Raw genomic sequence first — 23,276 nt, 5'->3', positions numbered from 1 at the left:
CATCCCCTTGGCGCACGCCTTCGGCCGGTCGCCCCCATCTACTGTGCGGTCTGAGCCCTCGTCAGTGTTTGCGGTCGCCCTCAGGGAACAGGTAATGGGTCGCAGCCAGAATGGTCTGGCGTGACGCTCCGCGCCGCGCGGGTGCCTGAGCGGAGTTCGTCAAGCTGCGAACCTCAGCCTCCTGAGCTTCTCCGGGTTCATGACGAAGTAGATCCGGTCGATCCCGGCGTCGCTGACGCCGATCATGCCCACCAGGTAGGGCCGACCGTCCTCACGCAGCACAACCGCATCAGCGCCGTTCACCGACATGACGTCGACCTGGAAGTCTCCCTGCGACTTCTCCACAATGCCCAGCAGGAAGCGTCCGACCCGGTCGCGGCCCTCGATCGGCCGCCGCGCCGCCGATACGGCTCCGCCACCGTCCCCGTAGTAGACGATGTCATCGGTGAGAAGCGACCGGAGCCGTTCGAGGTTCCCCGTCTCGGTGGCCTCGAGGAAGGACCTCAACAGGCGGTTGTGTCGCTCGAAAGACACCTCCCGCGTGCCCGCCGTCTGCAGATGCAGACGCGCCCGGCGCCCGAGCTGCCGCGCGTTCGCCTCCGTCGTATCGATCGCCTCGGCGATCTCAGAGAACGGAAAATCGAACGCCTCACGCAACAGGTACACGGCCCGCTCAGTAGGGGTCAGCCGCTCCATCAGGAGCAGCATCCCCATCGCGAGAGCTTCCGCGTTCTCCGCGCCCAGCGTTGGGTCGGAATCGGTCATCACCGGCTCGGGCAGCCAGGGGCCGATATAGGTTTCCCGACGCACCCGCGACGACTCGGCGACGTTGATCGCCAGACGAGTCGTCATGGTCGTCAGGAACGCCAGCGGCGTGCGGATGCTCGCGCGATCGGTGGTCTGCCATCGCACCCACGCGTCCTGCACCACGTCCTCCGCCTCGGCGACGCTTCCCAGTATCCGGTAGGCGATGCCGAAGAGGCGAGGGCGCAGCGTCTGGAACTCTTCACCGAGCGCGCGCAGCTCGCTCACCGAGGTGTCATCAGCGGCAAAGCTCACACCGTCCTCCGATCCGTGACGCTCGACGTCCCACGAGCGCTCCCCAAAGTACTACCGGTGAGGTCACCCCGGAGGGCCTGTCACATTTCGGGATGGCCACCGGTCAGTACTTGAGAAGCAGTTCCTGAAAGGAGCACACGTGACCCACGAAGCCCAGCACAACGTCGTCATCATCGGAGCCGGGTATGCCGGCATCCTCGCCGCCAACCGCATCCAAGCGTCACTGAAACCCGCGGAGGCACGACGGGTGCGGGTCGTGATGGTGAACTCGACCGGTGACTTCATCGACCGCATCCGCCTGCACGAAGTCGCAGCAGGTGCCCGAGCAACCGCAGCAACATCGCTCAGCGAGATGCTGCACGCTCGGATTGAAGTCGTCATCGGAACCGTCCTCGACATCGACGCAGACAAGCGGATGCTCTCCGTTGAGACCGGTGAGGGCGTGACATTCGAGTCTTACGACACCCTCGTCTACGCGGTCGGGAGCGTCGCCGCGCTCGGCGCCCCAGGGGCAGAGGAGTTCGCGCACCTGCTCAGCAACGTCGACGGTGCCGACGCGGCGCGGGCTGCCATCGCGGCAGGAGCGCCCCAGCAGCGCATCGTCGTGGTCGGCGGCGGGGCGGCCGGTGTCGAGGCTGCGGCCGAGTTCGCCGAGCAGCGCCCGAGCGCATCCGTCACCCTGGTCTCGCGGGGAGCTGTTCTGGGGCACCTGCCGGTCGGCTCGCGGAGATCCGTGGCGCGTTCACTCGAGAAGCTCGGCGTCACCGTCAGGGAGGGGTCCAGCGTCCGCAGCGTGACGGAGCGCGCCGTCGAGCTCGACGGAGGCGAACTCGTGCCGAGCGACGTCACGGTGTGGACGGCATCGTTCGCCGTCCCGGTGCTCGCCCAGCAGAGTGGCCTCGGGGTGGACCCGATCGGTCGGCTCCTCGTCGACGAAGAACTGCGCGTGCCCGCCCACCCGGAGATCTTCGGGGCGGGCGACGCGGTGCGCCCACCCGCGTCAGTCGGTGCCCATCTGCGCATGGGATGTGCCATCGCCATGCCTCTCGGCGCTCACGCAGCCGACAACATCCTCCGCACCCTCCGCGGCGAGCCCCTCAAGCGCCTTGACGTGGGCTTCGGCGCCCAGTGCATCAGCATCGGACGGAAGGACGGATTGATCCAGCTCCTCACCAGGGCGGATGAACCCCGACCGCTGAGGATCACCGGCAGGCCCGGTGCGATCGTGAAAGAGCTCGTCTGCAGCGTCCTCGCCTTCGGATCGCCCAGGCGCGAACGACGCTTGCCTGGGTCGTTGATGCTCCCCTCCGGGCCGAAGCGCCTGCCCGTCGGCAGGCTCGAGTGAGCACGGCGCCCAAGCGCAGCCTCCCTCTTCAGATGACGCCGCTCGAGTACATGAGGAAGTCGGCGAGCAGAACCCCCTAGCTGAGCTCGGCGTCCTTCTGGGCGACCAGCTCGGTGAACATCCCCGCCACGATCACGACGGTCAGGCGCGGTGCATCGCGACCGCGCGCACCGGCGAGCCGTCGAGGCCCGCGAACGGCAACGGCAGGGCGGAGATCCACGGGTCGCGGGCCGGGTCGACGGCCGACAGGCTTGTCAGGTTCTCGATGATGACGCCGCCCGCGCCCAGGAACACGTCGTGGAACGGGAGGTCGGCGGATGCTGCGGTCGCGTCGGTGCGGTCAGGGCTGAGGGTGTCGACCCCGACGACCGTCACACCCGCGGCGAGGAGACGCTCGGCGATCGTCACGTCGAGGTAGGGATGCTCGAGGTACTCGGGCCGGCCGAACCGCTTCGACCAGTCGGTCCTGAACACCACGATTGCGCCGGCCGCGAGCCGCTCGAGCTGGGCGGCCACCTGAGCGAGTTCGATCCTGCGTCCGGGCTGCGCGAGCTCGGTCACATCAACGAGATGCAGCGGCCCCACGAGCCGACCGATGTCGAGGCGATCGACCGTCGCTCCGTCGGCGATCGAGTGCGAGGGCGCATCCAGGTGCGTGCCAGTGTGCGTGCCGAGGTGCAGTGCATGGACGACGACACCCTCGTCGGCGAGCGAAGTGGCGGGCGCAATCTGCACCTCAGGGTCGCCGGGGTAGATCTGCATGCCCGAGGTGAGCGGATGCGTGAGGTCGACGAGCGTGAGCGTCATGCACGAAGCCTACGCATCGGCCTGCTTCGGGAGACGGCGGCGGCAACGACTGCGCCTGCGCGCGGGCGGCGCCCGTGGGAGGCTTGGCGCATGGACTTGGAGGTGTCACGCTCGCTCACGATTCCGGCCGCGGAGCTCGGCTGGCGCTTCTCGCGATCCTCCGGGCCGGGCGGGCAGCACGTCAACACCACCGACAGTCGCGTCGAGCTCTCCTGGAACATCAGCGAGTCCCTGGTGCTCACCGACGACAGGCGCCGGATGCTACTGGATCGACTCGGGAAGCGCCTCATCGACGGGGTCGTCACGGTTGCCTCCTCCGAGCGGCGCTCGCAGCTGCGCAACCGGGAGGCGGCGCTCGAGAAGCTCGCGAACCTCGTGCGCGAGGGCCTCGCCCCACCCGGACCGAAGCGCCGGGCAACCAAGCCCACGAAGGGCTCGCAGCGCCGCCGGCTCGAATCGAAGGGCCAGCGCTCCGCGACGAAGGCGCAGCGCAGGCGCCCGTCCCACGACTGACGCGCGCGAGTACCAACGCCCGCATCCCGGCCAGCGCGTCCCAGCCACCTCCGTCCCGGCCAACGGCATCACTGCCAGCCGATTGCCCCTTCTCTGGGGCGGTGCTCCGCAACAATGGCTGGCAGTGATCGCGAGTCAGCCCCGCAGCCGCGGGTCGTACGTCGGGTCGGGGTACTGCTCGGCGCATCCGTTGGCGGGGGCTGAGGCTTGGAACTCGAAGTGCCACGGCTCGTTGACGTAGGTCTGGCAGAGGCCGTACCGCGACCCGTTGGTGGCGAGCCAGTCGGATGCGCCCCCGCCTTCCACGTCGACGGCGTCGCCCGAGACGTGCAGGGACGTCTCCGGGGAGGCGACCCACCGAGACGCCTCCTCCGCGGAGCCGTACTCGGCGACCGCATCCTGCAGCAGCTGACGCTGCAGCTCCGCCGACCGCCACGCGCTGTTGACCATGACGTACACGCCGTCCAGCTCGGCGTCGCTCGTCGCCTCCTGCAGCGCGTCGAGGAGCACGGGGGAGAGGTTGGCGATGCCGGCGTACTCGGTCTCGAACGCCGTCGTGCCGAACTGGAGCCGCCCGTCTGGGTTCTCCGCGCCGGCATCCCCCGAGCTGGTTTCGACTGCTGACTCGCCGCCCGACCCGGCCGACCCGGCCGTGGAGGGGGCGGCGAGCACTGCATCCGGTGCCGGAGCCTCACGGTGCGACGCGGCTGTCTGCCCGAGCTGCGCCGAGAAGAGCGCGACGCCGAGGCCGGCGAGCGCGACGAGGGACGCGCCCCCAACGAGGAGGCGCACGCTCCGCTTCTTCGCGGGTGGGTCGGCGACGGTGCGCTGGTGGCGGGGCGGGCTGGTGAGCGTCATGGGACAAGTTCAGGCGAGCGCACGTTGCCCTGGCGTTGCGGGTTTCCCATACGCGGGCGATATGCCGCGGCTCGTATCATCGGCACATGCGTGTGCTGTTGGTAGAGGACGAGCCCTACATGGCGGAGGCGATCCGTGACGGGCTGCGGCTCGAAGCGATCGCCGCCGACATCGCCGGCGACGGGCACGCCGCGCTGGAGCTGCTGAGCGTCAACGACTACGACGTCGCCGTGCTCGACCGCGACATCCCCGGCCCGTCCGGCGACGAGGTCGCGAGACGCATCGTTGCATCCAAGAGCGGGGTGCTCATCCTCATGCTCACGGCCGCCGACCGCCTCGACGACAAGGCGTCGGGCTTCGAGCTCGGCGCCGACGACTACCTCACGAAGCCGTTCGAGCTACAGGAGCTCGTGCTCCGGCTGCGCGCCCTCAACCGCCGCCGCGCGCACAGCCGCCCGCCCATCCACGAGATCGCCGGCCTCAAGCTCGACCCGTTCCGCCGCGAGGTGTACCGCGACGGGCGCTACGTCGCCCTCACCCGCAAGCAGTTCGCGGTGCTCGAAGTGCTCATGAGCGCCGGCGGGGGAGTGATCAGTGCTGAGGAGCTGCTCGAGAAGGCGTGGGACGAGAACGCCGACCCCTTCACGAACGCCGTGCGCATCACGGTCTCCGCACTCCGCAAGCGTCTCGGCGAGCCGTGGCTCATCGTCACCGTGCCGGGCGTCGGCTACCGCATCGACGCCGAAGCCGCATCGGTGCTCGACGAGAACGAACTCCGGTGACGAGGCAGCGCGGCATCAGCGTCCGCCTGAAGCTCGCGCTGAGCTACGCGGCCTTCCTCATGATCGCGGGCGCCCTGCTGCTCGCCGTCGTCTACGCCTTCCTCCTCCGCTACGTTCCCGCCGAGGCGATGGCCAGCGAGTGGACCTTCTTCCCCGGGCGCACCGACCTCGTCCGCGCGTTCGTGCCAGCCGCGGCCTGGGCGCTGCTGTTCCTGCTCGTCTTCGCGCTGGTCGGCGGCTGGTTCCTGGCGGGGCGGATGCTCGCCCCGCTCACCCGCATCACGCACGCCACGCGGGCCGCGGCGGCCGGGTCGCTGTCGCACCGCATCCGCCTCGACGGCCGGAGCGACGAGTTCACCGAGCTGGCGGACAGCTTCGACGCCATGCTCGCGCAGCTCGAGGCGCACGTCGCGCAGCAGCAGCGCTTCGCGGCGAACGCCTCGCACGAGCTGCGCACGCCCCTCGCGATCTCGCAGACGCTCCTCGACGTCGCCCGCCGAGACCCGGGGCACGACCACGACGAGGTCCTCGGACGCCTCCACTCGGTCAACGCGCGCGCGATCGAGCTGACCGAGGCGCTGCTCGTGCTGAGCCGCACCGAGCACGGCACCTTCGCGACCGAGCGCGTCGACCTGTCGCTCATCGCCGAGGAAGCGGCCGAGACGCTGCTGCCGCTCGCCGAGAAGCGCGGCGTCGCCATCGAGACGGAGGGGGAGGCCGCGGACACGATCGGCTCGCCTGCCCTCATCTCCCTCCTCGCGACGAACTTGCTGCACAACGCGATCGTCCACAACCTCCCCGAGGGCGGCACGGTGCGCCTGACGACGACGTCGGCACCGGATGCCGCGACCCTCGTCGTCGAGAACACGGGAAGCAACGTCGGCCCTGAGCTGCTGGCGACCCTCACGGAGCCGTTCCAGCGCGGCGAGCAGCGCGCCCGCAGCGACCACGCCGGAGTGGGGCTGGGCCTCGCGATCGTGAAGAGCGTCGTCAAGGCCCACGGCGGGACGATGCGCCTCGCGGCCCGGGACGGGGGCGGGCTGTGCGTGACCGTCCAGCTGCCGCCGGCCACGCGCGCCGGGACCCGTCCTGAGCTCGGCTCCCAGTCAAGCGCCGAGACAGGCCCGATGGCTGACCCCAAGACCGGCCCCAGCGCAGGCGCTGAACCAGGCAGCAAGCACCTTCGCTAGCCGACGCCCGCGCTAGCTGAACGCCGCGCGACGCACGCTCGGGGCGACGACGGCCGCACCGAGCAGCGCACCCACGGTGTTCGCGACGATGTCGCTCGTGTCGAAGCTGCCGACGGCGAGCGCGAACTGCGTCGTCTCCATCGCGAGGCTCGTGAAGCCGGCCGCGAAGAACGTCTTCGGGCCGGGCAGGACGCGCCACAGGTACCCGGTGCAGAGGCCGAACGGCACGAAGACGGCGACGTTCGCGAGCACTTCAAGCGGCTTGCTGGCCGCGTACCCCTCGCTTGCGATGAACGGGATGAGCTTCAGGTGCCTCGTCTCGCCCCACCCGACGAACGGCACCTCGAGCTTCCACACGATGAGCCACGTCAGCAGCACCAGGTACGCGAGGAAGAGCACGGCCACGAGGAAGCGCGGCGCCCGCGACGGTCGACGAGTCCGCGGCGCCCGCTGGGCTGTGGCGAACGCCCCGGTCGTCGGGAGTTCCAGGGCCTGGTCTGCTCGGCTGTAGCTCATGGCTACAGCCTCTCGAGGGGCGTGTTGCGGCGGCGTATGCGGGTTTCGATACGCGGACGATACCCGCCAGCGCGGAGGAAGCCAGGGGCGCCGTGCCGGGGCCGCCATTCATGAGAGACTTCCGGCTTGTGACTTCCGCCAGCGCATCCGAGAACAGCAACCAGCACGAGGCTGCGCGAGAACCGCAAGCGGTCGCAGGGCAGGCGAGCGCCGCCCACCACCTGCAGCGTTCCCTCTCGCCGCGCCAGCTCGCGATGATGGGCCTCGGCGGTGCCATCGGCGCCGGCCTCTTCGTCGGCTCGGGGCAGGCGATCGCCGTCGCGGGTCCCGCCGTGCTCGTCTCCTACGCGGTCGCGGGCCTGCTCGTCATCCTCGTGCTGTTCATGCTCGCCGAGATGGCCGCCGCCGACCCGCAGAGCGGCGCCTTCTCCGTGTACGCGGCGAAGGCCTTCGGCGCCACGGCCGGCGCGACGCTCGGCTGGTTCTACTGGATGCAGCTCGTCATCGTCATCGCCGCCGAGGCGACCGGCGCGGCCGCGATCGTTGCAGCCTGGACGCCCGGCATCCCGCAGGGCGTGTGGGCGCTCGCCTTCATGGTCGCGTTCACGCTCATCAACCTCCTCGGCGTGCGCCGCTACGGCTCGTTCGAGTTCTGGTTCGCGGTGCTCAAGGTCGCCGCCATCATCGGCTTCCTCGTGCTGGGCGCCGCCCTCCTCTTCGGGCTCATCCCCGACGTCCCGTCCCCGGGCCTCTCGAACCTCGTCGCCGGCGAAGGCTTCGCGCCAACCGGCATCCTCGGCATCTCCGCGGCCCTGCTCATCGTCATGTTCAGCTTCGGCGGCACCGAGCTCACCGCGATCGCCGCCGCCGAGACGCGCGACCCGGCCACGAGCATCCGCCGCGCCGTGCGCAGCGTGCTGTGGCGCATCCTGCTCTTCTACATCGGCTCCGTGTTCGTCATCGTCGCCGCACTCTCCTGGACGGACCCAGCCGTCGTCGCGGGGCCCTTCGCCGCGGTACTCGCCCTCACGAACATCCCGGGCGTCGACCTCATCATGTCGGCCATCATCGTCATCGCCCTCCTCTCGGCGCTCAACGCCAACCTCTACGGCGCCTCCCGCATGGTCTACTCGCTCTCTGAGCGCCGCTTCGCGCCCCGCGGCATGCAGCGCCTCGCGAAGAACGGCACCCCCACCATCGCGGTGCTCGTCTCGGTGGGCGTCGGCTTCCTCACAGTGATCTTCAACTTCCTCGCTCCAGACGCGGTGCTCCCGACGCTCCTCAACATCGTCGGTTCGACGCTCATCGTGCTGTGGGCGACGGTCACGGCATCGCAGTTCGTGCTGCGGCGGCGGGCGGATGCGCGCGGCGAGACCCTCACAGCCCGCATGCCCGGGTTCCCGTGGCTGAGCATCCTCGCCGGCGTCATCCTCGTCGTGATCGTCGTCCTGACGATGCTCAACGAGGGCTCACGGGAACAGCTGCTCGCGACGCTCGCCATGACGGCCGTCATCGCGATCGCGTGCGCCTTCACCAACCGGCGCCTGCGCAGGCAGGGCATCGACCCCGTGCAGCTGCTGCGCGGCGAACACCGCTGAGCTAAAGCCCGGGGCGCGAGCTCTGGGGCGTGATCCCAGGCGGTGAGTCCCGGGTCGCGAGTCCTGTGTCGTGAGTCCCGGGCCGTGACCGGGCGCCGCCAGGCCGGTTGCGCCCCAGCGTCGCCGGCTCAGGCCCCGGTCAGCTCCTTCAGCACCGCGAAGCCCCGCAGGATGCCGGGGTGGGTGAGGATGCGGAAGTGGCCACCCGTCGGCAGCTCGATGTTCCGTGCGAGCTCGAGCACGCTGCCGTCGGGGATGTGCGGGTCGAAGCGGCCGAACACGGAGACGATGCGGGAGTTCGCGTCGCTCTCGCGGGCCAGCGCGAGGATCGTCGCGTCGCTGGGGGAGAAGATGCGCAGGCTCGATACGGCCATCGCGCGGGCGTAACGGGAGCCCGCGAACGGCGTCGCGATGGCGAGCATCCCCGCGATCCGCTCGGCGCTGTCGCCGAACGACATGGCGAACTTGCCGACGAGCCCGCCCTTGCTGTGCGTCACGAGGAGCACGTCCGTGAGGTCGTGGGCCCGCAGGTACGCGGCGACGTGCTCGGCGGCATCCGGGACCGGCCGGTGGTTGAAGCCGAGCGGCTCGAGCACGTGCACGGGGTGGCCGTTCTCGTGGATGGCCTCGATGAGCGGCAGCATGAACCGCCAGGGCTCGTAGACGCCGGGGATGATGACGACGGGGGCCCTGTCGCCGCTGAGGTACGAGCTGGCCCCGGCGCGGCTGAAGGCGGCACGGACCTGCCGCTCGACCGCGTAGACGTAATCGAGCGCCCACCAGCCGAGCTTCTGCAGTGCGCCTGTGATCATCGCGCGGCTCGATCGCCGGCGGGAGACCTCGACGGAGACCCCGCGGGAGACGGGCGCTGCGCGGGGTGAGCCGAACGCCGTCGCCGCGGTGTGAGGACTGCCATGCAAACGCCTTCCCTGGAACGGGTCTCGGCCTGCTGCCGGGAGGCGCGGCTTCGACGGGGGAACGAGCAGGCTACCGGAGGATGCCGCGTGCTCTCGCCTCGGAGACCGCCGCGGTGCGGGACGTGGCGCCGAGCTTCGTGAAGACGTGCGCGAGGTGCGACTTCACGGTCGTCTCCGTGACGAAGAGGGCCGCGGCGACGTCCGTGTTCGAGAGTCCGGATGCGACGAGCTCGAGCACTTCGATCTCCCGCGGCGAGAGGCTCTGCTGGGGCGTGCGGAGACGGTCCATGAGGCGGGAGGCGATGGGCGGCGCGAGCGCGCTCGCACCGCTCGCCGCGGCCCGGACCGCCGCGAGCAGCTCGTGGGGCGGCGCATCCTTCAGCAGGTAGCCGCTGGCGCCGGCTTCGACGGCCCCGAGGATGTCGCCCTCTGAGTCGTAGTTCGTCACGACGAGCACGTGCGGCGGGTCGGGGAGGCTGCGGATGCGGCGGGTCGCGGATGCGCCGCTCTCGTTCTCGCGCGCACCGAACTGGAGGTCCATGAGCACGAGGTCGGGCCGCTCGGTGGCCGCCGCCTGCACGGCCTCCTCGGCGGTGGACGCCTCGGCCGCGACCTCGATGTCGGGCTCGAGGCCGAGGAGGGCGCGGAGGCCCGCTCGCACGACGGGGTGGTCGTCGGCGATCACGACGCGGATCATGCGGTGCCTTCCCGGGGGAGCGTTGGGAGTGTGACGGTCAGGGTGGTGCCCTGGCCGACGCTGGAGGTGACGTCGAGGGAGCCGCCGAGCTGCTGCACTCGCTCACGGGTGGCGACGAGCCCGAACGAGTCCGAGTTCGCGCCGCCCGTCTGCTCGTGGGTGCTGGCGTCGAAGCCCCGGCCGTCGTCGGCGACGGCGAAGACGAGCCCGGCCGCCGATTCGTCGAGCGTGATGGTCGCGAGGCTCGCGTCAGCGTGCTGCACGACGTTGGCGATGGCGCCCTGCGCGATGCGCAGCAGGGCGGTCTGCACGGGCATCGGCAGAGCGTCGGCGCTGCTGCGCACCTCGACGCGGATGCCGTGCGCGGCCGACGTCGCGTCCGCGAGCCGCTTCAGTGCCTGCTCGAGGTCCATGCCATCGAGGTCCGGCGGCGACAGCTCCCGGATGAAGCGTCGGGTCTCGGCCAGGTTGTCGGCGGCCGTCTCCCTCGCCAGCCGGATGTGCCCGACCCCGGCGCCGTCGGGGTCGGCGCGCTCGGCGGCGTGCAGCAGCATCTGGATGCTCGCGAGGCCCTGCGCGACCGTGTCGTGGATCTCGCGGGCGAGGCGAGAGCGCTCGGTGAGGGTGCCCGCCTCCCGCTCCGTCGCGACGAGGTGCTCCTGCGTCGCGAGCAGCTCCCGCATGAGCTGCTCCCGCTCCCTCGCCTCCTTCGCGAGCGCCTCGTAGCCGATCCCGATGAGCACCGCGACACCCGCGCCGATGCAGGGTCCGATGACACCGGCGACCGACCAGCCCTCGTGGAGCCCGAGGCCGATGACGGCGATGGCGGTCGTCGCGGCGACCGCGAGCATCCCAGCCCGTCGGCCGAGCAGGTGCAGGTACACGAAGAAGAGCGGGAAGACGAGGTACGCGGCCTCGCGGGAGAGCCAGAGCAGCAGCATCCACTCGAGCGTCAGGGCGAGCACCCAGAGGAGGCGCTGCCTGGGCAGGGCGGCGCTCGGCCGCGTTCGCCTGGACGCGGCGATCGCCCCGAGCGCGTACGTCGCGCCGAAGAGCAGCGTCGCGGCCAGCACGAGCACCGTGCTCTGCTTGGGGGTGAGCACCGCGCGCACGGCGACCAGCGCCAGGAGTCCGAAGAAGAGGGCGTGGAGCCCCGTGCGCAGTCCCACGAAGACGGGGGTGAGCGCAGTGGTCGGCATGCGGCTCAGCCTAGACACGGCTCGCGTCGCGGTCATCCCTCGAAAGTTGGAGCGACGACTCCATCGTGCGGTACGCGAGGAGTGTGCCGACGGGCGATGCCGGGCGGGGGTGCTCGGCGGGAGGGTTGCCTGAGCCGCCGGAACTGGCGGCAGGAAAGGACCACCATGTTCGTCGCGCTCCGCGACCTCCGCTTCGCGAGAGGCCGATTCGTGCTGATCGGCGCCGTCGTCGCGCTCATCACCGTGCTCGTCGGGTTCCTCAGTGGACTCACGGGCGGCCTCGCCACCCAGAACATCTCGGGAGTCCTGGCGCTGCCAGCCGACCGCCTCGTCTTCACCGTCCCGGCGGGTGACGACGCACCGAGCTTCTCCACCTCGTCGCCGTCTCGTGAGCAGGCGGACACGCTCGCCTCTTTCCCCGGCGTGAGCAGTGTCGACCCGCTCGGCATCAGCCAGCTGCGGGCCGAGACCGCCGAGACGGGGGCCGCCGTCGCCGTCTTCGGGGTCCCAGTCGGGTTCGAGGAGACCTCGCCTGCTGGGGCGGGCGAGATCACGCTCTCCGAATCCGCGGCCGAGGACCTCGACGCCACGGTCGGCGACGAGGTCACCATCGGGGGCGCTGCCTTCGAGGTCGCCTCGATCGGACCGGAGGCCTGGTACAGCCACACGCCGGTCGTGCAGATCACCCTCGCCGACTGGCAGTCGCTCGCCGAGCAGACGGGCGCTCCTGGCGCCTACGCCACCGTGCTCGCCGTCTCGGGCGACCCGGATTGGGCTGCAGCGGATGCGGAGACCGGCACCGTCTCCGAGACCCTGCTCGGCGCCCTCGGCGCGCTCGCCGCGTTCCGCTCCGAGGTCGGCTCGCTGCTACTCATGGTCGCGATGCTGTTCGGCATCTCCGGGCTCGTGATCGGCGCGTTCTTCACGGTGTGGACCATGCAGCGGCAGGGCGACATCGCCGTGCTCAAGGCGCTCGGGGCGAGCACACGATCGCTCGCACGGGATGCCCTCGGTCAGGCCCTCCTGGTGCTCGTCGCCGGAATCGGCGTGGGGGTGGGGCTCGTCGCCATCCTCGGCGCCCTCGCGGGCCAAGCCCTGCCGTTCCTGCTGAGCCCCCTCACCACCCTCCTCCCGGGAGCCATCATGGTCGCCCTCGGGCTCGCCGGGGCCGCGTTCGCGCTGCGCTCCGTGACCACAGCAGACCCCCTCACCGCACTCGGGAGCAACCGATGATCGCACTGGACAACATCACCCTCACGTTCCCCGACGGGGGCGGGCGCCTGACCGCGCTCGACGGCGTCAGCCTCTCCGCCGAGCGGGGGACCGTGACCGGCATCACAGGGCCGAGCGGATCAGGCAAGTCGAGCCTGCTCGCCGTCGCGGCCACCCTCATCCGCCCGGATTCCGGCAGCGTGACGATCGGCGGCGTCGATGCGAGCGGCATGAGCCGCACGGAGTCGGCGGCCCTGCGTCGGTCCAGCATCGGCATCGTCTTCCAGCAGGCGAATCTCCTCCCGTCGCTCACGGCGCGCGAGCAGCTGCTCGTCATGAACGAGCTCGGTGCACCCGGGAGCCGCCGCCGCAGGCCCGCCGCAGCGGCGCACGCCGATGAGCTGCTCGCCGCGGTCGGTCTCGCGGAGCACGGCGCGAAGCGGCCGCACCAGCTCTCCGGCGGCCAGCGGCAGCGCGTCAACATCGCGAGGGCCCTGATGAACGACCCGAGTGTGCTCCTCGTCGACGAGCCGACAAGCGCGCTCGACCAGGAGCGCGGGGCCGCGATCATCGAGCTCATCCTGCGCCTCACCGAGGAGCTGGACACGGCGACCCTGCTCGTCACGCACGACCTCACCCACTTGCCCCGGATGCATGACACGGTGCAGCTGGTCGACGGGAGACTCGCGCAGCTCCAGCACTGAGCCGCCCGCGACGGGCCGCGACTGCGCGAGAATCAGATGCGCGGCCCGTCTGGCCGCTCACCACGGAAGGCGGCGGGGACTCATGCGCATCATCGTCATCGGAGCTGGCCTCGCGGGCCTCACCGCCGCCTGGGAGCTGCGGAAGCGCGGCCACGACGTCAGCGTCCTGGAGGCCAGGGACCGAGTCGGGGGCCGAACATGGTCGCAGCGGCTCGGCAACGGTGCGATCACCGAGCGCGGTGGCGAGTACGTGTTCCCGACCGAGTTCGCCATCCGTCGGCTCTCCGCGGAGCTCGGGGTGCCCATCCTGAGCCACAACGTGCGCTACGCGAGGCGCACCGTCGACGGCCGGCACGTGTCGTTCGCCGAGCTCGAGGCGACAACCGAGCAGATCACCGAGACCCTCCGCGGGATGCTCGCCGACGGACTCACGCGCGTCTCGGTCGAAGACGCCCACCGCGAGGCGCTCGGCCCCGACTACCAGCAGCACCCGGTCTACCGCCGCATGGTCACCTCCCTCGCGAACGACCCGAACCTCGTGAGCGCCGCCTCCGCATTCCTGCACGACCCGGATGCGGACCAGCCGTTCATCGACGACGGCGGGCGCTTCGTGGGTGGCAACCAGTCGCTCGCCATCGAGCTGGCCCGCCGGCTCGGGGCCGCGGTGCGGCTCGAGCACCCGGCCCGGGCGATCGACCAGTCGGAGAGCGGGGTCGAGGTGACGCTCGCCGACGGAAGCGCGCAGTACGCCGACGCGGCCGTGATCGCCGTGCCGCTGCCCATCCTGCGCAGCCTGCGACTCGGCTTCGCCCTCACCCCGGGGCAGGAAGCCGCCCTCTCGCACCGCATCATGGGCACCGCCGCGAAGCTCGGCGTGCCCCTCACCGCCGTCGACGACGACATCGCCCTGCAGAGCGCCGACCTGAGCTGGTGGTCCTGGCGCTCCCTGTCTGCCGACGGCGAGCACCGCATCCCCGCCCTGTCGTGCTTCGCGGGGAGCAGGGCAACCCTCGACGCCCTGCACACGGAAGCGGGACCGGGGCGCTGGGTTCGCGAGCTGCAGGCGCTGCGGCCGGGGCTCGTCATCGACGGCGACGTGCTCCTCACCGACTGGAGCGACGACCCGTGGACGCGCGGCTCCTACTCGGCGGCCTCCCTCGACTGGACTCCGGCCGACCTGGACGCGTTCGACGTGCCAGCAGGCCGGGTCGCCTTCGCGGGCGAGCACACGGGCCTCGAGCAGACCCTCAACGGCGCCGTCGTCTCGGGCCTCCGCGCGGTCACCGCGATCGAGGCCGTCGAGCGCCTGACCGAGCCGAGCGGCGGCCCGGCGTGAGCGGCGCGGCTGGAGCCCAGCAGGAGCGGACGCCGCGCGTGGACGCCCGGCGCCGCCGAGTCGCGGCCGCGGTCCTGCTCGCCGCGACCGTCGCGCTTGGCCTCGCAGTGCACTACGCGCTTCCGGATGGGGAGTTCGGGGACATCGTCGGTGCCGGCCTGTACACGGTCGCCGTCTACCTCGGGGTCGTCCTGCTCGCGCCCCGCGCCAGAGCGTGGACCGCGTTTGCGCTCGCGGTCGCCTGGTCGTTCGCGGTCGAGCTGCTGCAGCTGACCGAGCTGCCAGCCCGCGCGAACGAGGCGTTCGCACCGGCCCGGCTGGTCCTCGGCTCCGGGTTCGATGTGAGGGACCTGCTCGTGTACGCGCTCGGCGGCGGCGTCATGCTCGGCGTAGACCTGGCCGTGACGCGCAGCCGAGCTCGACGACGTCGCGCCCCGCTGGTACCGTGAACGCGTGTTCCTTCTTCTCTTCTGCTAACGGCTGAGCTGGCCTCCCGCGCTCGCTGACGCCGGTCTCGTCGACGCGTGTCTCTGAAACACGCCTGTCTCTGAAACACGCTTGTCTTTCGAACCGAGACCGCCCGAGCATCACGGTGGCCACCTGCTCTGACCCGACTCCGGGTCGCCGTTTTCGCGCGCCCAGCCGCTGATACCTTGCCGAGCCCTCTGAGAGTCCTCGGGGAGCCCTCGGCGGCTCGCGGCGCGCCGCTCTGAAGGAATGATCGTGCACACCACCCCCAAGTCAGTTCCAGCGCGCCATCGCGCGCAGCTCACCCTCGCCGACGTCTCGCTGCTGCGCGGCGCGACGCCCGTTCTCACCTCCGTCGACCTCGTGGTCACCGCCACCTCGCGCATCGCGATCGTCGGCGAGAACGGCCGCGGAAAATCGTCGCTCCTGCACGTGCTCGCGGGCATCCTCCCGCCAGACAGTGGCACCGTGCAGCGCATCGGCACCCTCGGTCTGGCCGAGCAGGAGATGCACGCCGACGACGCTCGGACCGTCGGCCAGGCCATCGCAGACTCCATCGCGACGGCGCTCGCCACCCTCGCCGAGCTCGACGCCGCAGGAGCGGCGCTCGCGGAGAGCGGTCCGGGGGCCGAAGAGCGCTACGCCGCGGCTCTCGAGGCCGCGGAGGCGCTCGATGCGTGGGATGCGGAGCGCCGCGTGCTCATCGCTCTCGAGGCCCTCGACGCCGAGACCGACCCCGACCGCCTCCTCCGCGAGCTCTCCGTGGGGCAGCGCTACCGGGTCCGCCTCGCCTGTCTCCTCGGGGCAGACGACGACTTCCTGCTGCTCGATGAGCCGACCAACCACCTCGATCGCGCGGGGCTCGACTTCCTCACCGAGCAGCTCCGCTCACGCAAGGGAGCGGTTGTCGTCGTGAGCCACGACCGGGCGCTGCTCGCCGACGTCGCCGAGACGATCGTCGACCTCGACCCGACTCCGGATGAGCGGCCCCGCGTCTCCGGCAACGGCTTCACTGGGTACCGCGAGGCGCGCGCCGCCGAGCGCGAGCGGTGGGAGCAGGACTACGAGCGTCAGCAGCAGGAGCAGGCCCGCCTGCAGGAGAGCCTGAGCGCGGCGCAGAATCGCCTCGTCACGGGGTGGCGACCGGGCAAGGGCGCGAACAAGCACGGCCGAGCCACCCGCGCCGCTGGCCTCGCCCAGAGTGTGCACCGTCGGCAGGAGGCCCTCGAAGCGCACGCCGTGACGGTGCCGGAACCGCCGCGGCTCTTCCGGTTCCCGGAGCTTCGCACCCGGGCAGGAGCGGAGCTGCTGAGCGTCGACGGGGTGGCCGTCGCGGGGCGCCTTCACGGGCCAGTGTCCCTCGCGCTCTCACATCAGGGCAGACTGGTCGTCACCGGCCCGAACGGTGCGGGGAAGTCGACGCTCCTGCGGGTGCTGGCGGGCTCTCTTGCCCCGGATGCGGGTTCCGTGCGCGTGCAGCCGGGCACTCGAGTCGGCGTCCTCCCGCAGGAATCGTCGCTGCCGCTCGAGCAGCGCGCGGCGGAGGTGTACGAGCTGCGGCTGGGCGAGCTCGAAGCCGCCGGCACCGTGTCGCCGAGCGAGACTGTGGGGCTCTCACAGCTCGGCCTGCTGCGCGCGCGGGAGGCGGGCAAGCGGGTCGGCGAGCTCTCGATGGGGCAGCAGCGCAGACTCGACCTGGCGCTTGTCCTCGCCGCGAAGCCGCACCTGCTGCTTCTCGACGAACCCACGAACCACCTGTCGATGGCCCTGGTCGACGAGCTGACCGATGCACTCGCGGCCACGCAGGCCGCGGTTGTGCTCTCGAGCCATGATCGGCAGCTCCTCCGGGACGTCGACGACTGGCCGAGCCTGCAGCTCGGGCCGCGTAGCGTGCAATTCGTGCCGTCCGGCGACGAAAGGCTCCCAGGAAGTTGACAGCTCGCGGTAGCGTTGCTCCGCTCCCCGAAGCCCAGGGGATCTCATCAGCTTCACGGACCTCAAGGACGTCACTATGTTCACGCTCGAAAACTCCACCCAGATGGATTCCTGGCAGTGGGAAGCGCTCTCGCCCGGCGGCACCGCCAGCGGCTTCGTCGGCTGGATCCTCCTCATCATCGCGCTCTGGCCCGTCTTCCGTAAGGCCGGCTACCCGGGCTGGGGCGCCATCATCCCGATCTACAACGTCTACATCCTCGTCAAGATCGCCGGGTACCACGGCGCGACGGTGCTGCTCTACCTCATCCCGATCGTGAACGTCGTGTTCTCGATCTTCGTCGCGATGCGCATCGGCAAGGCGTTCGGCAAGGGCGGCGTCTTCAGCTTCTTCCTGCTCTGGCTGCTGTCGATCATCGGGTACTTCATCGTGGGCTACGGCTCTGCGCAGTACCGCGGCCCGGGCGGACGCGCCATCACGGCCTAGCCTCCGCTCCACCCGCATCGCGCGCGCCACGCGTCTCGGCCGCGGTGACCCGCTTGTCCTCAAGGACAGCGAGGTCGCCGCGGCCGATTGCGTTGCACCGGTCGCCGCCGCGAAGCGGGCGAGCGCCGCCTCACCCAGCGTCTCGCTGAGCTCCCGTCTCGCTGAGCTCCCGTCTCGCTCAGCTCCCGTCCTGCTCAGCTGCCGAGGAACTCCACGAGCGCCACCGAGACCTCGTCTGGCGCATCCAGCGTCACGACATGGCCGGCGCCGTCGACCACGAGCTCCGTGAGTCCGTCCGCCGCCGCCCAGGCGGGCATGGCTCGCGCGATGTTCCCCGTGCTGTCGCTCGCGCCGCGAACCAGCAGCGTCGGCACCGGCGTGCGGTAGCCGGGAGTCGGACGCACGAACTGTGTCGTCGCTCGCCACACCGCCACGAACTCACGCTTCGACATCGCGCCGAACATCCGCGTCAGCTCGGCACGTGCCGTCGCCGTCACAGCTGAGGCATCCGCCATGAGCTTCGGCAGGCTCCTCGCCGGGATCAGCTGGAGGATGGGCGCCGCGGCGCGGAGACCGGCACGCTCCAGGAAGCCGAGTGGGCCGGCGTTCCAGGTGGAATCCAGCACCACGAGGCTCCGGAACCGCTCCGGGGAGCGCCGAACCAGCTCCTGCGCGAGATTCCCGCCGAGCGAATGCCCGAGCAGCGAGACCCTGCCGAGGCCGAGGTGCGCGATGAGCCGCTCGACGTCGCTCGCCAACAGCTCGGGGGAGAGGTCCGTGGAGTTCGGACGAGATGCCCCGTGCCCGCGAAGGTCGACGAGCACGACGCGCAGGCCCGCCCGACGCAGGGCATCCGCCTGGCGCCTGAACATCGTGTGGTCGGCGCCCGCCCCGTGCAGCAGGACAATCGCATCGGCATCGGCATCGGCATCGGCGCCCGTGCCCGAGCCCGAGCCAGGCTCCGAAGCGTCGGCACGCTCGGCCTCGTCGGTCCCATCGTCAGCCGCATCGACGCTGTCGGAGTAGCGGAGGGAACATCCGCCGAGGGTGAGCTGTCCCGGAAGGCTGTGCATGCCAGCGACGGTAGTCGCTCCGCGAATCCGTGCCAATTCTCGTGATTTCACATGCACCAGTGATTTCACCCCGTATTTCACCCTACGATCAGGCCAGGGGGCCACCGCTCGATCAATGAACACGGATGTGACTCATGAAGAAAGCGCTCTCCCTCTCTCTCGCCGCGCTCCTCGCGGCCTCGCTGCTGACGTTCCTCGGAACCGGACCAGCTCAGGCGGCGAACTTCGGGACCGTGGGACAGGACGTCATGTCGCCCGCGAACTACGTCGCAAAAGGCAGCTATGCGACGACGACGCCGCAGGGAGCGCCCGTCTCATCGCTGTCCGACCAGACGGCCGCGATGGTCGACACGCTGCCCGACCGGTACCTCAACGACTACTGGAAGGGGCGCCTCAAGACCTCCACGAACCGTGAGAACTTCACGATCCCCATCTACACGGTCGACAGCTCGAAAGCCGACGCCAACTGGGTGAAGGTGAAGATGCAGAGCTACGCGCTCTACCCGGAGATCCATCCCGTCATGGAGGGCAGGGCGACCGCGTCGGCGACCGGAGGTACCTACGGGTTCCAGATCACTCCGTTCGCGACGACCGCGAAGAACTACGGCAAGGTCGTCATCCCGGCGCACGCCCTCCCCGGTGGTCCGATTCCGGGCGGCGACCAGTCGATGACCGTCGTCGATCTGGCGACGGGCATCGTGCGCGGGTACTACGTCGCGGAGAAGCAGAGCGACGGGTCCTGGATGATGGGCGGCGGCTACCTCACCACCCTCAACTCCCCGAAGTCGACGAACTGGTTCGACCAGAACGAGTGGCTCAAGGCGGAGCGGGGCACGAGCTCCGTCGGCGGCGTCATGAACGAGTTCCTCATGGCAGGCGCGGAGGAGATCGCGGCGGGCTCCATCAACCACATCACGAGCTGGACCTTCCCCTCCACGCGTTCGGGCACGGCCATGTGGCCCGCCTACCAGACCGACGGCAAGCTGAGCGAGGCGCACGCCCCGAAGATGGGGCAGCGGTTCTGGATCCCCAATGACGCGGCCACGAACGCGAAGATCGCCGCGCTCGGTCTCTCGAGCTTCGAGAAGGTCGTCGTCAAGAACCTGCAGGAGTACGGGGGCATTGTCACCGACCAGAACTTCTGGACGATGGCACTCAACCTGCAGCATCCCGTCACCTACACCGCGGCGGGCAAGCCCAACCCGTACCTTCCCGGCGGCATCGTCCACAACGCGCACGGCAGCGTCGACCTCATCAACAAGATCCCCTGGACGCTCACGAAGTGGGGCGAGATCACCTCGAGCACGAAGCTGCCGCAGTTCGGAGCGCCGGCCGCCACACCGACACCGACCGCGACGCCGACGACACCAGCAACGCCGAGCCCGACGGCGGCACCGGGCGCTGTCGACCGCCTCGGCTCGACCGACACCTACGCCAACGCGGTCACGGCCTCCGGCAAGGTCAACACGGTCGGCAACAAGCTGGTCATCGCAAGCGGCGAGGGCGGTGTGGATGCACTCCTCGCGGCCCCCGTCGCCGCCAAGATCAACGGCAACCTGCTGCTTACGAAGCCAGACGCGCTCCCGTCCAGCATCTCCGCCGAGGTGACGAGGCTGAAACCCTCGGCGATCTTCGTCATCGGCACGATCTCGGAGGCGCAGAAGACCGCGCTCGGGAAGCTCACGCCGAGGTTCGAGGTCGTGACAGCCACCGACAAGTCGGAGACCGCGCTGGTGGTGGCGAAGCGGTTCTTCCCCAACGATCCCAACGTGTACATCGCCAACAGCGGCAAGGCGACCGATATCGCCAACGCCTCCGGGAGGGCAACCCTCGCCAAGGCGCCGGTGCTGCTGACCGGGCCGACGCAGACCAGCGCCAACTTCAAGGCCTACTTCGCAACCGGCAAGGTCACCTCGGCCAGTGTCATCGGTCCGGTGGCGTCGCTCTCTGCGACCGTCTTCAACGAGGTGAAGGCCAAGGTCTCGAAGACGACCCGAGTCAACTCCTCGGACGCGTTCGCCATCAACGGAGCGCTCCTGGGCGACTTCGACGCCGGGAGCATCCGTCCGAAGGGCTTCGCGCTCGCGAACCCCGGGAGTTCCGCGGACATCGCCGTGGCCCTGCTCGTCTCCGCGCGCACCGGGTATCCGCTGGTGCTCGCCACGCAGACGTGCGTTCCTCAGACTGCGTGGGCCGTGACCTCGAAGTACCCCGGGGCCAACTACAGCGTCGTCGGAACGACGAGCGACCTGGTCTCGGACATCCAGAAGAAGCGCTGCGCGTAGGGCTCACCCAGCGCGCACCGCGGTGATCATGACCGGGAGATCAGCGCTCGGGGGAGGGGGACAACCGGTAGAGCACCTGTGGCCGCCCGCGCTTGCCGTAGCGGTGCGCCAGGTCGATCACCCCCGTCTCCACGAGGTGGTCGAGGTAGCGCCGCGCCGTCGCACGGGAGATGTCGCAGACCTCGGCGACGTCGAGCACCGTGGCGGGGGTCACCGGGTCGAGCGCAGCGACGACCCGCTCAAGCGTGACCTGTGCCAGGCCCTTGGGGAGCTTCGCCGACTGCCCGGCCCCGATCCGCGCCGCGCTCGAGTGGCTCCGCACCACGGCGGGCTGACGGATGCTGCCTGTGGCCAGCAGCCGGTCGATCTCGCCCTGGCCGAGGGGGCGCTCGCGGTCGCTTTCCGAACTCGCCCGGCGCTCGGCGCTGTAGAGGTCGAGGCGCTCCTGCAGGGCGGCCTGCGTGAACGGCTTGATGAGGTAGCCGACGACGTGCGCCGCGAGGGCCTGTCGCACCGTCGTCTGGTCGCGGGACGAGCTGATCACCAGTACATCCGGCACCTTCGCACCGAGCCTTCTGAGCCGGTGCAGGACTTCGACTCCGCTGATGTCGGGAAGCCGCATGTCCAGGAGCATGAGGTCGACTCCGCTCATGCTCTGCGCGAGCGCGGATTCGCCGGTGCTGGCGGTACCGGCGAGCGAGAACCCGGGGATGTCGGTGACGAACCCGCTGTGCAGCGCCCGGGCCCCGCGATCGTCGTCGACCACGAGCACCCGGATCGGGTCCGAGGCCGCTCGTGGGCTCTCCTCGATTCTGCTGCTCATGCCGCTCCTCTCCCGGGTGCAAGGCCGGTGCCGATGATCCAGGTCACCGCAGCCGCTCGATCTCGAAGGCGAAGCGCGACCCGCCGAGCCGTGACGCCCCGACCTCGATGGTGCCGCGGCGCGACGTGACCGTCCGGCGGACGAGCTCGAGGCCAATGCCCCGTCCGAGTCCGCTCGGATCGGCCTTGGAAGAGAACCCAGGGGCGAAGATACGGCCGCTCGCCTCGGCGTCCAGGCCGGGACCGTCGTCGTCGACGAGCCCGATGATGCGGCTGCCGCTCTCGCGAAGCGTGCAGAGGACCTGGGATGCGCCCGCCTCGCCCGCGTTCCGGCAGAGGTTCGCGATGACGGTCACGACGCCGTCGTCGATGTCCTCGTCGAGCTCGAGATCGAAGCTCGCCTGCGCTCCCAGCTCGTGCAGTTCAGCCCGCACCGCCTGCGTCGTGGCGTCGAGGAGGGGGAAGTGGTGGCTCGAATCGGTGCTGTCGGGAGCGTCGACCCCTGCCGTCCGAACCGGCACGACCTCGTCGATGTACTCGAGCGCGTCCTGCGTGTCGCCTCTCGACACGAGGCCGTGGACCACGTGCATGCGGGTGCTGAACTCGTGAGACTGCTCGCGCAGAGCGGTGGTCGTGCGCCGCATCTGCGCGTGCTCGGCGGCGAGCGCGTCCAGTCTGCGGAACCGGCGCTCGACCGCGAAGGCGAGGGCCGAGCTGGCCAGCGTGCCGAGGACAAGTGCGCTGATCGTCCAGGGGAGGAGCTCCCCGAGGGCCTCGGCGCTGTCCGCGGAGATGCTCGACTCGAGCACGCCGACGGCGACCATTCCGAGGACGGTGCCGTCCTGCCCGATCACGGGAACCTTCGCGCGCAGCGAGGGGCCGGATGCGCCTTCTTCTGTTCCGTGGAACGCCTCCCCTGCGAGGACGGAGGCGTTGGCGGTCGAGACCTGCACCCCGCGCTCGGCGGGGTCCGGATGCGTGATGCGCACGCCCTCGTCGTCGGTGATGACGACGTAGTAGACGCCCGTCGCGTTCTCCACGAGGCCGGCGAGCGGCTGCAGGGCGTCTGTGGCCTCGGCGAGGTCGTCCGCGTCCGCGAGCGCTGAGGTGGTCCCGGCGCTCGTGACGGCTTCGAGCGCTCCACGCACCTCGTCCAGCTGTGCGAGGCTCGACGCGACCTCATGCACGCGCTCGGCTGTGGTCTCGCGAAGCTCCCTCTCCTGCACAGAGAACGCGATCGCAGCCGTGATCGAGACGGAACCGAGCGTGATGAGGCTCGGCACCACGAGCATCCCGAGGCGTACGGCTCGCTGGCTGAGCTTGAACGGCATCGTCATCCTCACTTCCCGCGCTCCGGGCTCGCGGCTTCTGGCTTCCGGCTCGAGCCTTCGACCCGCGCAGACCCATGCGGTGCCTCTTCGCACCGGGCTCGCGAGCACTTATGAGCACAACTCCTCGTGGAGCTCCTCACGTGCG

Annotated in this window: 22 protein-coding genes; 12 read left to right on the top strand and 10 right to left on the bottom strand. The window is 70.4% G+C overall.

Annotated features, from left to right (window positions below; genetic code table 11):
- Window positions 1–159: 159 nt before the first annotated feature.
- Window positions 160–1,059 (bottom strand): RNA polymerase sigma-70 factor, encoded by a 900-nt coding sequence (locus GV007_RS13380; protein WP_236558500.1) that lies wholly within the window; start codon window positions 1,057–1,059, stop codon window positions 160–162.
- A gap of 139 nt (window positions 1,060–1,198) precedes the next feature.
- Between GV007_RS13380 and GV007_RS13375 the strand changes: the two genes are divergently transcribed.
- Window positions 1,199–2,404 (top strand): NAD(P)/FAD-dependent oxidoreductase, encoded by a 1,206-nt coding sequence (locus GV007_RS13375; RefSeq protein WP_160073277.1) that lies wholly within the window; start codon window positions 1,199–1,201, stop codon window positions 2,402–2,404.
- 141 nt (window positions 2,405–2,545) lie between these two features.
- On the opposite strand, the gene GV007_RS13370 is transcribed toward GV007_RS13375, so the two are convergent.
- Entirely contained in the window at window positions 2,546–3,211 is a 666-nt protein-coding gene (locus GV007_RS13370; protein ID WP_160073275.1) for a cyclase family protein, read from the bottom strand.
- Window positions 3,212–3,301: 90 nt separating this feature from the next.
- Between GV007_RS13370 and arfB the strand changes: the two genes are divergently transcribed.
- Window positions 3,302–3,724, top strand: a complete 423-nt coding sequence (gene arfB / locus GV007_RS13365) for an alternative ribosome rescue aminoacyl-tRNA hydrolase ArfB (RefSeq protein WP_160073273.1) — start codon at window positions 3,302–3,304, stop codon at window positions 3,722–3,724.
- 135 nt (window positions 3,725–3,859) lie between these two features.
- On the opposite strand, the gene GV007_RS13360 is transcribed toward arfB, so the two are convergent.
- Window positions 3,860–4,582: a M15 family metallopeptidase gene (locus GV007_RS13360; protein ID WP_160073271.1), complete on the bottom strand. Its 723-nt coding sequence runs from the start codon at window positions 4,580–4,582 to the stop codon at window positions 3,860–3,862.
- A gap of 86 nt (window positions 4,583–4,668) precedes the next feature.
- Between GV007_RS13360 and GV007_RS13355 the strand changes: the two genes are divergently transcribed.
- On the top strand, window positions 4,669–5,364 hold the full coding sequence (locus GV007_RS13355; protein ID WP_104240938.1) for a response regulator transcription factor: 696 nt from the start codon (window positions 4,669–4,671) through the stop codon (window positions 5,362–5,364).
- 14 nt (window positions 5,365–5,378) lie between these two features.
- Complete coding sequence (locus GV007_RS13350) at window positions 5,379–6,554, top strand: sensor histidine kinase (protein WP_442960387.1); 1,176 nt, start codon at window positions 5,379–5,381, stop codon at window positions 6,552–6,554.
- A gap of 12 nt (window positions 6,555–6,566) precedes the next feature.
- On the opposite strand, the gene GV007_RS13345 is transcribed toward GV007_RS13350, so the two are convergent.
- Window positions 6,567–7,070: a VanZ family protein gene (locus tag GV007_RS13345; RefSeq protein ID WP_160073269.1), complete on the bottom strand. Its 504-nt coding sequence runs from the start codon at window positions 7,068–7,070 to the stop codon at window positions 6,567–6,569.
- Window positions 7,071–7,198: 128 nt separating this feature from the next.
- Between GV007_RS13345 and GV007_RS13340 the strand changes: the two genes are divergently transcribed.
- On the top strand, window positions 7,199–8,668 hold the full coding sequence (locus GV007_RS13340) for an amino acid permease (protein ID WP_236558499.1): 1,470 nt from the start codon (window positions 7,199–7,201) through the stop codon (window positions 8,666–8,668).
- Window positions 8,669–8,796: 128 nt separating this feature from the next.
- Here GV007_RS13340 and GV007_RS13335 read toward each other — a convergent pair whose 3' ends face one another.
- The 3 genes from GV007_RS13335 to GV007_RS13325 all read right to left on the bottom strand — a co-directional run bounded on the left by GV007_RS13335 (window position 8,797) and on the right by GV007_RS13325 (window position 11,481).
- Complete coding sequence (locus tag GV007_RS13335) at window positions 8,797–9,480, bottom strand: esterase/lipase family protein (RefSeq protein WP_160073265.1); 684 nt, start codon at window positions 9,478–9,480, stop codon at window positions 8,797–8,799.
- Window positions 9,481–9,655: 175 nt separating this feature from the next.
- The gene (locus tag GV007_RS13330) at window positions 9,656–10,282 is read right to left on the bottom strand and encodes a response regulator transcription factor (RefSeq protein WP_104240942.1); all 627 of its coding nucleotides are present in this window, start codon (window positions 10,280–10,282) and stop codon (window positions 9,656–9,658) included.
- Window positions 10,279–11,481: a sensor histidine kinase gene (locus GV007_RS13325; protein WP_160073263.1), complete on the bottom strand. Its 1,203-nt coding sequence runs from the start codon at window positions 11,479–11,481 to the stop codon at window positions 10,279–10,281. The genes GV007_RS13330 and GV007_RS13325 overlap by 4 nt, the downstream gene beginning before the upstream one ends.
- A gap of 165 nt (window positions 11,482–11,646) precedes the next feature.
- Between GV007_RS13325 and GV007_RS13320 the strand changes: the two genes are divergently transcribed.
- The 6 genes from GV007_RS13320 (at window position 11,647) to GV007_RS13295 (ending at window position 17,620) form a co-directional block, all read left to right on the top strand.
- The gene (locus tag GV007_RS13320) at window positions 11,647–12,714 is read left to right on the top strand and encodes an ABC transporter permease (RefSeq protein ID WP_160073261.1); all 1,068 of its coding nucleotides are present in this window, start codon (window positions 11,647–11,649) and stop codon (window positions 12,712–12,714) included.
- Window positions 12,711–13,397 (top strand): ABC transporter ATP-binding protein, encoded by a 687-nt coding sequence (locus tag GV007_RS13315; RefSeq protein WP_160073259.1) that lies wholly within the window; start codon window positions 12,711–12,713, stop codon window positions 13,395–13,397. The genes GV007_RS13320 and GV007_RS13315 overlap by 4 nt, the downstream gene beginning before the upstream one ends.
- Before the next feature lie 82 nt (window positions 13,398–13,479).
- A complete protein-coding gene (locus GV007_RS13310) occupies window positions 13,480–14,733 on the top strand; it encodes a flavin monoamine oxidase family protein (RefSeq protein ID WP_160073257.1) in 1,254 nt (417 codons plus the stop codon).
- A complete protein-coding gene (locus GV007_RS13305) occupies window positions 14,730–15,182 on the top strand; it encodes a ribosomal maturation YjgA family protein (protein ID WP_236558498.1) in 453 nt (150 codons plus the stop codon). Before GV007_RS13310 ends, GV007_RS13305 begins: the two co-directional genes overlap by 4 nt.
- 268 nt (window positions 15,183–15,450) lie before the next feature.
- A complete protein-coding gene (locus tag GV007_RS13300; protein WP_160073255.1) occupies window positions 15,451–17,136 on the top strand; it encodes an ABC-F family ATP-binding cassette domain-containing protein in 1,686 nt (561 codons plus the stop codon).
- Window positions 17,137–17,212: 76 nt separating this feature from the next.
- Window positions 17,213–17,620, top strand: coding sequence for a DUF5684 domain-containing protein (locus GV007_RS13295; protein ID WP_160073253.1), 408 nt, complete (start codon window positions 17,213–17,215; stop codon window positions 17,618–17,620).
- Between the two features lie 194 nt (window positions 17,621–17,814).
- On the opposite strand, the gene GV007_RS13290 is transcribed toward GV007_RS13295, so the two are convergent.
- Window positions 17,815–18,693, bottom strand: coding sequence for an alpha/beta fold hydrolase (locus tag GV007_RS13290; RefSeq protein WP_160073251.1), 879 nt, complete (start codon window positions 18,691–18,693; stop codon window positions 17,815–17,817).
- Between the two features lie 134 nt (window positions 18,694–18,827).
- Between GV007_RS13290 and GV007_RS13285 the strand changes: the two genes are divergently transcribed.
- The gene (locus tag GV007_RS13285; RefSeq protein ID WP_160073249.1) at window positions 18,828–20,978 is read left to right on the top strand and encodes a cell wall-binding repeat-containing protein; all 2,151 of its coding nucleotides are present in this window, start codon (window positions 18,828–18,830) and stop codon (window positions 20,976–20,978) included.
- A gap of 40 nt (window positions 20,979–21,018) precedes the next feature.
- Here the strand turns inward: GV007_RS13285 and GV007_RS13280 are convergent, their stop codons facing one another.
- Both GV007_RS13280 and GV007_RS13275 read right to left on the bottom strand, forming a co-directional pair.
- Window positions 21,019–21,801, bottom strand: coding sequence for a response regulator (locus tag GV007_RS13280; RefSeq protein ID WP_160073247.1), 783 nt, complete (start codon window positions 21,799–21,801; stop codon window positions 21,019–21,021).
- A 43-nt stretch (window positions 21,802–21,844) separates the two neighbouring features.
- Entirely contained in the window at window positions 21,845–23,131 is a 1,287-nt protein-coding gene (locus GV007_RS13275) for an ATP-binding protein (protein WP_160073245.1), read from the bottom strand.
- Window positions 23,132–23,276 lie beyond the last annotated feature (145 nt).

Origin of the sequence: Pseudoclavibacter sp. 8L (assembly GCF_902506465.1) — a bacterium.
Lineage (GTDB): Bacteria > Actinomycetota > Actinomycetes > Actinomycetales > Microbacteriaceae > Pseudoclavibacter.
This window is presented reverse-complemented; position numbering and strand designations above follow the sequence as displayed.